Genomic DNA, 11397 nt, shown 5'->3' with positions numbered 1-11397 from the left:
AAATTATAAATTTGGTGGAGCCTAGCGGGATCGAACCGCTGACCTCCTGCGTGCAAGGCAGGCGCTCTCCCAGCTGAGCTAAGGCCCCGAAATTTAAAAAGGTATGGTGGGCCTAAATGGACTCGAACCATCGACCTCACGCTTATCAGGCGTGCGCTCTAACCAGCTGAGCTATAGGCCCTCTTTGAATTTCCATATATAAATATGAACATTCAAAACTGAACTGCAAAACGTTAAGATACAGATAAAGATCTGTATTCCGATATTATCCTTAGAAAGGAGGTGATCCAGCCGCACCTTCCGATACGGCTACCTTGTTACGACTTCACCCCAATCATCTGTCCCACCTTCGGCGGCTGGCTCCCGTAAGGGTTACCCCACCGACTTCGGGTGTTACAAACTCTCGTGGTGTGACGGGCGGTGTGTACAAGGCCCGGGAACGTATTCACCGTGGCATGCTGATCCACGATTACTAGCGATTCCGGCTTCATGTAGGCGAGTTGCAGCCTACAATCCGAACTGAGAACGGTTTTATGGGATTTGCTCACCCTCGCGGGGTTGCGACCCTCTGTACCGTCCATTGTAGCACGTGTGTAGCCCAGGTCATAAGGGGCATGATGATTTGACGTCATCCCCACCTTCCTCCGGTTTATCACCGGCAGTCACCTTAGAGTGCCCAACTGAATGCTGGCAACTAAGATCAAGGGTTGCGCTCGTTGCGGGACTTAACCCAACATCTCACGACACGAGCTGACGACAACCATGCACCACCTGTCACCGCTGTCCCCGAAGGGAAAACTCTATCTCTAGAGCGGTCAGCGGGATGTCAAGACCTGGTAAGGTTCTTCGCGTTGCTTCGAATTAAACCACATGCTCCACCGCTTGTGCGGGCCCCCGTCAATTCCTTTGAGTTTCAGTCTTGCGACCGTACTCCCCAGGCGGAGTGCTTAATGCGTTAGCTGCAGCACTAAGGGGCGGAAACCCCCTAACACTTAGCACTCATCGTTTACGGCGTGGACTACCAGGGTATCTAATCCTGTTTGCTCCCCACGCTTTCGCGCCTCAGCGTCAGTTACAGACCAGAAAGCCGCCTTCGCCACTGGTGTTCCTCCAAATCTCTACGCATTTCACCGCTACACTTGGAATTCCGCTTTCCTCTTCTGTACTCAAGTCCCCCAGTTTCCAATGACCTTCCACGGTTGAGCCGTGGGATTTCACATCAGACTTAAAGGACCGCCTGCGCGCGCTTTACGCCCAATAATTCCGGACAACGCTTGCCACCTACGTATTACCGCGGCTGCTGGCACGTAGTTAGCCGTGGCTTTCTAATGAGGTACCGTCAAGGTACGAGCAGTTACTCTCGTACTTGTTCTTCCCTCACAACAGAGTTTTACGATCCGAAAACCTTCTTCACTCACGCGGCATTGCTCCATCAGACTTTCGTCCATTGTGGAAGATTCCCTACTGCTGCCTCCCGTAGGAGTCTGGGCCGTGTCTCAGTCCCAGTGTGGCCGATCACCCTCTCAGGTCGGCTACGCATCGTCGCCTTGGTGAGCCGTTACCTCACCAACTAGCTAATGCGCCGCGGGCCCATCCTGTAGTGACAGCCGAGACCGTCTTTTAACATTTCCCCATGTGAGGAAATGGATTATTCGGTATTAGCCCCGGTTTCCCGGAGTTATCCCAATCTACAGGGCAGGTTGCCCACGTGTTACTCACCCGTCCGCCGCTAAATCAGAAGAAGCAAGCTTCTTCGTCATTCGCTCGACTTGCATGTATTAGGCATGCCGCCAGCGTTCGTCCTGAGCCAGGATCAAACTCTCCATAAGATCTGGATGACGTTACGCAGCACATTGCTTTGTCAGCTTCACTCGTTCGGTCAGTCACGTACGCTAGTACGTTCCTTCCCTCTCTCGATTGCTTCCTCGCACTGCACTACGTCTCGTCATCCAGCGAATAGAACTAGTTTAAAAGCTCATTTGTTTTGCTGGCATCATCATTAAATGATGTCAAAATTGTTTTGCTTATCATTCTAACAAGTTAGTTGTAAGCTGTATGTCTTAACGTTTTGCATGTTCAGTTTTCAATGTTCAATTTGCTGTGTCGTTTTTTGCGACTTCTCTAATTTACCATCGTACTAAGTAAGTGTCAAGAAGTTTTTCAAAAAACTTTTTCGCTAATATTAATTTGAAATAGTTCGCCGTGCTTTTGACGACGCTTATTATAATAACACGTAATAAATTAATATGTCAACAATAAAAACGAACAAATTTAATTGTCCGTTTTTAAATGTTGTCTCTATAGGACTACTTTATAGTATCTATGCATGATCCCATCACTTTTCGTTTGTTGCTTTTCAATTAAAATATATCCTTTATCTATTAGAAACTCGATGAAAACCTCTAAATCTACAGAGTAGTTTTTAAGTTCTTTTTGCTCATGAATTTCTTGGATGGTCCAAAATTCTTTTAATCCTAATACCTCTACTATGTGCTTTGCACCTTCTTTTGTTCGGGAATGGATCAAGAAGTCACTGGCTAAAAATAGAAGCTCTAATCTTTTTTCTAAAGATTCCTCACTCGAGATTAACTCATCGTACAATTTATAAATAGAAGGATCTAATTGTTTTACTTGCTTCCATACCATCACCTCTGGATGCATGCCATTTTCAAAAACAGCTAGACGAGCCAAATGATGTAAAGAATCTACCATATGATTATAAGCGTCCAGATAGTTACGTTGTTCAAAAAATAATTTACCTTCTAAATATCTTCTCGTTAGTTTTGCAAACTCAATACCCATACGAGCTTTTCTACCGTTTATCGGAAATACGTACAGCTCCTGTTTCAAACTTTCTACATATTCATTTCTATCAAATACCACACGACCATTGATCAACCAATCCACCATTTTAGGATTAGTCCCCAACAATAACCACTTTCTTAGCTGCTTCTCCGTAATTATATGAAGTGCAGTTTTTTTATCCCCATACGTATAATGCTTTGTGAATACAGGTACAGAAGATTCTTTCGTTATGATAAATAAAATGGAATCAAACATATCTGTAATAGGACTAAACTCTGCCCGTTTCTCTACTAAAATAATACCTAGTGTATTAGGTTCACTCGCTCTTTCTTGATAAATTGGTCTCAATAATGCTTCCAAAAGTGAAGCCTCCTTTATTTCCTTCTACTAATAAATTTTCGACAACTTTTCTATATTTCCTTCTATATTTACTTCAAAACTTAACTTTATATTAAAATATGATATAGTGTATGTAGAAATTAGGAGGTCGAAAAATGAAACCCTATAAAAACAAAATAAATCGTATACGCTCCTTTGCACTGGGACTTATATTCTTTGGTTTTATCATAATGTATGGTGCAATATTCTTTAAGGATAACGGAATATTAGTTACCATTTTCGTGACACTTGGGCTACTATCTATTTTAGCGAGTACAGCGGTCTATGGATGGATAGGATTATTATCTACTAAAGCTGTACCTGTTGTATGCCCTAACTGTGGGAAGCATACTAAAGTGTTAGGCAGAGTAGACATGTGCATGTACTGTAAAGAACCACTAACGCTTGACCCTAATCTTGAGGGACAAGAATTTGATGAAGCATTGAACAAAAAAAGATAATTGGACACTTTGCTTTTTAGCAAAGTGTTTTTTATATGTTCATAGTAGTATAGAATAAAGATACTTTAAAAGGAGGTCAATTATTTGTTAATCGTATCTCTGATTGAGCGTCTAGCTATCATTGCGACAATCGCTTTTCTTTTAACGAGATTTAAGTTTTTTCGGAAATTATTTGATTATCATACACAAATGTCAACAAAACAGAGAATAGTTCTCACTTTAATATTCGGATTATTTGGAATTATAGGTACATATACAGGAATTATTGTAAACCCCTTTGAAAATACAGAAGATCGCTGGTCCAGAGCATTGAATAATGAAGAAGCTATCGCTAATTCTCGTGTTCTAGGAGTGGTTGTTGGTGGTCTACTAGGGGGCGTTCGGATTGGTTTTGGGGCGGGTATCATTGCGGGGGTGCATCGCTTCTTTCTCGGTGGCTTTACAGCGGTCGCATGTGGAGTAGCGACCATTCTTGCTGGGTTGATAGCAGGTTTGATCGGAACAAAGCTGCGGAAACAGACTCTACTCTCTCCTTGGACTGCTCTTATTGTCGGGACAGCGACGGAATCTATTCAAATGATTGTCATTTTGTTAGTAGCGGACCCATATTCTCAGGCAGTTATTTTAGTGAAGGAAATAATGTTCCCTATGGTTATAACGAACGGTATTGGCTCCGCCCTTTTCATACTTATCATAAGAAGCGTTCTTAAAGATGACGAAAGAACAGAAGCTAATGGTGCCCAAAAAGCATTGCAAATTGCGGAATCGACACTGGATCATCTTAGAGCAGGACTAACATTCCAAACTGCGGAAAAAGTATGTGAGTTAATCTATTCCAAAACTACCTCTCTTGCAGTTTCTATGACAAACAAAGATACTATCTTAGCTCATGTAGGGATGGAAAGTAATCACCATAGCTCCGGAAGTCCCATTCAAACAGAGTCTACTCGACAAGTTATACGATTGGGCCACCTATTATCTATAGGAAAGGATGAGATATTATGTAATCACCCTAATTGTTCTTTAGGTGCTGCAATCATTGCTCCGATAAAGATAAAAAATGAAACCGTAGCTACTTTAAAGATTTATGTACATAATGAGAATTTGCTAACTCCTTCTTTAATAGAACTTGTTCAAGGATTAACAAGCATGTTCGGACATCAACTAGAGTTATCCGAGCTAGATCAATTACAGGAACTCGCAAAAGAGGCAGAGATTCGAGCATTACAGGCACAAGTGAATCCCCATTTCCTATTCAATGCTATGAACACAATTGTTTCTTTAATACGAACCAATCCTGATCGTGCACGTAGCTTACTAGTTTCACTTGCAAATTTTATTCGGCAAAACGTAGAAAGCTCAACAGCTGGCTTGGTCACACTTCAAAAAGAAGTAGAACTCATCAAATCATATCTATTAATAGAGGAAGCAAGATTTGGTGATCGTATTCAAGTGAAGTATTCCATTGATCCAAACACACTCAGGTTTTCTATTCCATCCATGGCCATTCTTACTTTAGTACAAAACTCTTTTAAGCATGGGCTACAAAAGATGAAAAAAGAGGGTTTAATAGAAATCACTATTAGAGATGAACAGTATTTTATCCATATTTCCGTTCTAGACAATGGTACGGGAATGAATGAATCCAGAAGGTCCTCACTTCTAAGTGATAAGGTGGAATCGGAAAACGGTACAGGAATCGGTCTTTATAACTTGCATCAAAGACTACAAAAAATGATTCACCGGTCAGACGGGCTTAATATTAAAAGCAGTGAAAACGGAACAGAGATTTATTTCTTTGTCCCAAAAGATGATGAACAAGAGGTGAAAAGGTCCTCATGACATACAAAACAATTATTATTGACGATGAACGATTTAGCCGTGAAGAACTATCTTTCTTACTTTCTACTTATAAAGAGATAGAAATAATTGCGGAGGCTGATTCTGCCGAGAGTGGATTAATACTTGTGGCTAAAAATGAACCGGATATTGTGTTTGTGGATATAGAAATGACTGGAATGAATGGTATTGATTTTGCTAAGATTACGAAACAAATGAAAAAATCACCTATAATTATATTCGCAACAGCGTTTCCAAATTATGCACTTGATGCTTTTGAGACAAATGCATTCGATTACTTATTAAAACCATTTGAGAAAAAACGCCTTGATGAAACGATCGCACGAATTCATTTGGCTACAAAACCATCAGTGTCCCCTTTTGTGACACTGAAACTCGCGGTACACGAAGATGACCGTATTATTTATATAGAACCTAATTCTATTTTGTATATTTCTCGTAATGATCGAGATACAGTTATACGGACCGCCAAAAGGGAATTTACCTCCAAATATACATTAAAGGAATTAGAGGAAAAACTAACAGGTCACCATTTTTTCCGTACACATAAAAGCTTTTTAGTAAACATTCATCAAATTGTGGAGGTTTCCACATGGAGCTCAAGTATCTATCATGTTCGTGTAAACGGGATTTCTGAACAAATTCCTTTAAGTAGAAATTATGTAAAGGAATTGAGAGAGCTATTAGAAATGTAGGATAACAACATGTAAGCGTGAATTTTATACATCTTAGACGGAAATTTTAACATCTCGCGCCTAAAATAACTATTACAGGAGTTTTTGAAATAAACTAATAATTGTAAATAATTATTAGTTTAGGGGGAAAACAATGATTACTTTCTTAGTTTCCATCGTATTGTTAATAGTAGCTTATTTTACGTACGGTAAATACGTTGAAAAGGTTTTTGGTGTGAAGGAAGAACGTAAGACACCAGCTTATTCACTTGCGGACGGCGTCGATTACGTACCAATGTCTAAAAACAAAAACTCACTTATTCAATTATTGAATATAGCAGGAGTTGGTCCAATCTTTGGACCTATTATGGGTGCACTTTACGGACCAATCGCTTTTCTTTGGATTGTACTCGGTGCAATTTTTGCCGGTGCGGTTCATGATTATTTAACGGGGATGATTTCCTTGCGTAACAAAGGGGCTCATTTACCTGATCTTGCTGGAAAGTTTTTAGGAAAAGCTTTCAAACATGTTGTAAACGTTTTCGCACTTTTATTATTAGTTTTAGTTGGTACTGTTTTCGTTTCTTCACCAGCAGCACTTCTAGGCGACTTGACGAAAGGTTGGATGTCCGTCGGTGTTTGGATTATTATTATTTTCGCTTATTACATCTTAGCAACTATATTACCAGTTGATAAGATTATCGGACGTTTATATCCAATCTTCGGAGCACTTCTACTAATCAGTGCTGTAGGTATCGGAGCAGCTTTATTAATTCAAGGATATACTATTCCAGAACTATCATTCCAAAATATGCATCCAGATAACTTACCTATTTTCCCATTATTGTTCCTAACTATTTCTTGTGGAGCATTATCGGGATTCCATGCAACACAATCACCAATAATTTCCCGTACAACACAAGGAGAGTCCCAAGGACGTTATATCTTCTACGGAATGATGATTGCAGAAGCAATAATTGCTATGATTTGGGCAGCAGCTGCAATGTCAATTTTCAATGGTCAAGATTTAAATACATTACTAAATACAGTAGGTACTGCTGGTATTGTTAAAGAAGTATCTGTAACAACTCTTGGAGCTGTAGTTGGAACAATTGCTGTATTAGGAGTTGTTGTTCTGCCGATCACTTCCGGTGATACGGCATTCCGCAGTGCACGTATGATCATTGCAGATTATATCGGGATGGCACAGAAGAAAGTATCAAAACGTTTCGTTATAGCGATACCTATGTTTGTCATTTCGATTGCACTTACGCAAGTAGATTTTACAATCCTATGGAGATACTTTTCTTGGGCTAACCAATCCACAGCAGCAATTGCACTTTGGGTTGGCGCAATGTACCTAGCACTCCAAAAGAAAAATTTCTGGATTGCAGCAATACCTGCAACATTCATCACAATGGCTACATTTACGTATATCTTCAATGCAAAAATTGGGTTTAACTTATCGATGCAAACTTCTTATATAGCAGCTATAGTAGTAACCGTAATAATCATTATCGGATTCTTCTGGGGACTAAAACGCAAACTAGAAGCAGCAGAAAGTGGATTCAAACCTATTGTTCTTGATGATAGTCTTGAAACTCAACCTGCGAGATAGTATTTAGTATATAAAATGGTTGGTCACGGATACTTATCTCGCGACCAACCATTTTTTTGAGTAGTGGTATTCCTTGTTCGATTCTAATAGTTTTCATAAAAAAACCGAGCGTAGATACGCTCGGTTTTGCTTATTGTATTTTCGTTGCATGCTCTTTACATGTTGGACAAACACCGTAAATTTCCATTCGATGATAACTTACATCAAAACCAGTTAAATGAGAAGCTAAATGCTCCACCTCATCTAGTCCAGGATAATGAAAATCAACTATTTTACCACAGGCATCACAAATCATATGATAATGATCATTTGTAACAAAATCGAAACGACTAGACGAATCTCCGTAAGTCAATTCTTTCACAAGTCCTGCTTCTCTAAAAACGCGTAAATTATTATAGACCGTTGCAACACTCATGCTAGGAAATTTACTTTCTAGTGCTTTATATATATCGTCCGCTGTGGGATGTGACATAGATTGGATTATAAATTCCAGTATCGCATGGCGTTGAGGCGTAATTCGTACACCAGTCGATTTTAATGTATCTAAAGCATCTCTTAAATGTACTTCCGTCATCGCAATGCACCTCTTTTCATATTCATTCTTTAATTATAATTGTTACAATAAGTATAATTAAAAGATACATGAACTGTCAAATTTATTACCCCTTCAGTAAAGAAATACATAGATTAGTAACCTTTTTCCAAGTCAATTTCATTTTCCAATGGCTTCTGCTCCACCCAAGCATCTAAATTTCTGGAGAAGATTTGCAATGCTCGTACAACATACTGAGAAGAGTGACTAGACACATGTGGAGAAATGATAACATTAGTCATGCTCCATAATGGATGTCCTTCTGCAAGTGGTTCTTTCTCAAATACATCTAGAACAGCATATGCAATTTGCTCTTCTTTTAATGCACGAAGTAGGAGCTCTTCTTTTACTACATCTCCACGTCCAAAATTCATAAAGATGGCTGTTGGTTTCATAGACTGTAAATGCTCATATGTGATTAGCTCTTTTGTTTGTTCCGTACTCGGTAGTATTGAAATAACAATATCTGCTTTTGGCAAGACATCATTTAATTTTTCAAAGGAAACTATTTCGTCCATATATAGAGCAAGACGTCCACTACTATTACATCCAATTGTATGCACGCCAAAAGCTTGCAGTATTCGACCGACTTCTCCACCTATTGCACCCGGCCCTAATATTATTGCGGTTGAACCTAGTAATTCGGTAGGAAATACCCGCTTAGACCACACCCCATTTCGTTGATTTTCATTGATCAACTGGAGTGACTTTTTGATAGACAGTATATGTGCTAAGATCGTTTCTGCCATAGGAGTTTTGTGAATTCCTCGTACATTGGTAACGACAATACCCCGGTTTGCGATTTCCTCTAACGGCATTTTTTCTAGTCCAGCGGAAGCCACCATAATCCATTTTAGCTGTTCTGCAGTTTCGAGATGACTTGCATGTAAGTCCTCCCCATACGTAACTAGAATTTGTGATGACTTTAATACATCTTCATTTAGACCTTTTTGAAATACAAATTCTGCATCTGGGAAATTCCCTATTAATTCATCTTGTTGCTCTTGTTTAGGTAAAAAAGAAAACAATATTTTCATACTTATTGCCCTTCAGTCACTAATGATTTTAATGTTAGCAGCGCTTCTTCGACATGTCCGTCAACTTTTACTTTATTCCATTCTTTTACGACCGTCCCAGTGGGATCGATTAAAAAAGTAGAACGTTCAATACCCATATACTCTTTTCCAAAATTCTTTTTCAACTTCCATACTCCATATGCTTCGGAAACTTCATGCGTATCATCTACTAATAGGGAAAACGGTAGACCATGCTTGTCTATAAATTTTGTATGAGCCTTTTCATCATCTGCACTAACTCCTAGAATAACCGCATTTAACTCAGTAAAACTTGTAAAAGCGGTTTTAAAATCACACGCTTCTGTTGTACAACCTGGCGTAGCATCCTTTGGGTAAAAATACAAAACTACATATTTCTTACCTGCAAAATCTTTTAATGAAACAATTTCTCCTTTTTCATTTTTCAATGAAAAGTTTGGTGCTATCATACCTTCTAATTTTTCCATCCTAATCCCTCCTATATATTATATCGTATCGAAGTTAGTCACTATGTTCAATTTTCTTAGCATTTTTCCTTATTATTGTCTACAATTAAAGTGGACTTAAAAGAATTAACACACTAGACAATAATTGGATAGGAACGTTATACTTTCTATCTGCAAACAAACTAAAGCGGAGGCTATTACATTGAAACAAACACAATCAGAAATAATACAAAAAGAAGCGTTAGAACATATAGTAGGTGGGGTAAACAGTCCATCAAGGTCATATAAAGCTGTAGGTGGCGGAGCACCAATCGTTATGGAAAGAGCGGAAGGCGCTTATTTTTATGACGTTGATGGCAATAAATACATCGACTATTTAGCTGCATACGGTCCCATCATTACTGGTCATGCACATCCACATATTACAGAGGCTATCACAAAAGCTGCACAAACTGGTTTATTGTATGGTACCCCAACAAAACATGAAGTAACCTTTGCAAAAATGTTAAAGGATGCTATTCCTTCTATGGATAAAGTTCGTTTTGTTAACTCGGGAACAGAGGCGGTCATGACAACAATTCGAGTTGCACGTGCCTACACTGGAAGAACAAAAGTTATGAAATTTGCTGGATGCTATCATGGACATTCCGATTTAGTATTAGTTGCAGCCGGTTCAGGACCAGCAACACTTGGTACACCAGATTCCGCAGGGGTACCTCAATCTATCGCTAAAGAAGTAATCACTATTCCATTCAATGATCCAAAAGCTTATGAAGAGGCAATGGAGAAATGGGGAGAAGAACTAGCATGTATTTTAGTAGAACCAATCGTAGGAAACTTCGGTATGGTAGAACCAAATGAAGGCTTCCTTCCATTAATACACAAAATTGCGAAAGACAAAGGTGCATTAGTTATTTACGACGAAGTAATTACAGCATTCCGCTTCCACTACGGCGCAGCATCTACCATGTTAGAACAGACACCAGACTTAACTGCTTTAGGGAAAATCATCGGTGGTGGACTTCCGATTGGTGCATACGGCGGCAAAAAGGAAATTATGGAACAGGTTGCACCATTAGGACCTGCTTACCAAGCGGGAACAATGGCAGGTAATCCAGCGTCAATGCAAGCAGGGATTGCTTGTTTAGAGGTTCTACAAACCCCAGGAATATATGATGAACTAGATAGACTAGGCGCACTTCTCGAGGCTGGTATTTTAGAAGCTGCCAAGAAAAATAATGTAACTATTACTATTAACCGTATTAAAGGAGCCCTATCTGTTTACTTTACAGACGTAAGGGTAGAAAACTATGTGCAAGCAGAAGCAAGTGACGGTGAAATGTTTGCGAAATTCTTTAAGCTAATGCTAAACCAAGGTATTAACTTAGCACCTTCTAAATATGAAGCTTGGTTTATAACGACTGCCCATACAGAAAGTGATATTCAAGAAACACTGAAAGCAGTTAATAATGCCTTTGCTAAGCTCTAATAATCAAGTATGCTGTTTC

General features: G+C 39.3%; 9 protein-coding genes, 2 tRNA genes and 1 rRNA gene. 5 read left to right on the top strand and 7 right to left on the bottom strand.

Annotation, left to right across the window (positions count from 1 at the left end; genetic code table 11):
- Positions 1 to 12 precede the first annotated feature (12 nt).
- The 4 genes from MKY37_RS15445 to MKY37_RS15430 form a co-directional block, all read right to left on the bottom strand.
- Positions 13 to 88 (bottom strand) — tRNA-Ala (locus tag MKY37_RS15445).
- A 16-nt stretch (positions 89 to 104) separates the two neighbouring features.
- Positions 105 to 181, bottom strand: a tRNA-Ile gene (locus MKY37_RS15440).
- A gap of 94 nt (positions 182 to 275) precedes the next feature.
- Positions 276 to 1829, bottom strand: a 16S ribosomal RNA gene (locus MKY37_RS15435).
- 469 nt (positions 1830 to 2298) lie between these two features.
- Positions 2299 to 3165, bottom strand: a complete 867-nt coding sequence (locus MKY37_RS15430) for a nucleotidyltransferase-like protein (protein WP_340778556.1) — start codon at positions 3163 to 3165, stop codon at positions 2299 to 2301.
- A gap of 134 nt (positions 3166 to 3299) precedes the next feature.
- On the opposite strand from MKY37_RS15430, the gene MKY37_RS15425 reads away from it, so the two are divergent.
- The 4 genes from MKY37_RS15425 (at position 3300) to MKY37_RS15410 (ending at position 7796) form a co-directional block, all read left to right on the top strand.
- A complete protein-coding gene (locus tag MKY37_RS15425; protein ID WP_093538186.1) occupies positions 3300 to 3644 on the top strand; it encodes a YgzB family protein in 345 nt (114 codons plus the stop codon).
- 84 nt (positions 3645 to 3728) lie between these two features.
- The gene (locus tag MKY37_RS15420; protein WP_340778555.1) at positions 3729 to 5486 is read left to right on the top strand and encodes a LytS/YhcK type 5TM receptor domain-containing protein; all 1758 of its coding nucleotides are present in this window, start codon (positions 3729 to 3731) and stop codon (positions 5484 to 5486) included.
- Complete coding sequence (locus tag MKY37_RS15415; protein WP_340778554.1) at positions 5483 to 6199, top strand: LytR/AlgR family response regulator transcription factor; 717 nt, start codon at positions 5483 to 5485, stop codon at positions 6197 to 6199. Before MKY37_RS15420 ends, MKY37_RS15415 begins: the two co-directional genes overlap by 4 nt.
- Positions 6200 to 6332: 133 nt before the next feature.
- On the top strand, positions 6333 to 7796 hold the full coding sequence (locus MKY37_RS15410; RefSeq protein ID WP_340778553.1) for a carbon starvation CstA family protein: 1464 nt from the start codon (positions 6333 to 6335) through the stop codon (positions 7794 to 7796).
- A 130-nt stretch (positions 7797 to 7926) separates the two neighbouring features.
- Here MKY37_RS15410 and perR read toward each other — a convergent pair whose 3' ends face one another.
- The 3 genes from perR to bcp all read right to left on the bottom strand — a co-directional run bounded on the left by perR (position 7927) and on the right by bcp (position 9910).
- The gene (perR, locus tag MKY37_RS15405) at positions 7927 to 8370 is read right to left on the bottom strand and encodes a peroxide-responsive transcriptional repressor PerR (protein WP_340778552.1); all 444 of its coding nucleotides are present in this window, start codon (positions 8368 to 8370) and stop codon (positions 7927 to 7929) included.
- Positions 8371 to 8483: 113 nt separating this feature from the next.
- The gene (locus tag MKY37_RS15400; RefSeq protein WP_340778551.1) at positions 8484 to 9425 is read right to left on the bottom strand and encodes a D-2-hydroxyacid dehydrogenase; all 942 of its coding nucleotides are present in this window, start codon (positions 9423 to 9425) and stop codon (positions 8484 to 8486) included.
- A gap of 2 nt (positions 9426 to 9427) precedes the next feature.
- The gene (bcp, locus tag MKY37_RS15395; protein ID WP_340778550.1) at positions 9428 to 9910 is read right to left on the bottom strand and encodes a thioredoxin-dependent thiol peroxidase; all 483 of its coding nucleotides are present in this window, start codon (positions 9908 to 9910) and stop codon (positions 9428 to 9430) included.
- Positions 9911 to 10091: 181 nt separating this feature from the next.
- Here bcp and MKY37_RS15390 point away from each other — a divergent pair, with 181 nt between their 5' ends.
- Positions 10092 to 11378 carry a glutamate-1-semialdehyde 2,1-aminomutase gene (locus MKY37_RS15390; protein WP_340778549.1) on the top strand — a complete coding sequence of 429 codons (1287 nt, stop codon included), beginning with the start codon at positions 10092 to 10094 and terminating at the stop codon, positions 11376 to 11378.
- Positions 11379 to 11397 lie beyond the last annotated feature (19 nt).

Origin of the sequence: Psychrobacillus sp. FSL K6-2836 (genome assembly GCF_038003085.1) — a bacterium.
In the GTDB taxonomy this organism is placed as follows: domain Bacteria; phylum Bacillota; class Bacilli; order Bacillales_A; family Planococcaceae; genus Psychrobacillus.
The sequence above is the reverse complement of the archived record's forward strand: the minus strand, read 5'-3'. Positions and strand labels throughout refer to the sequence as shown.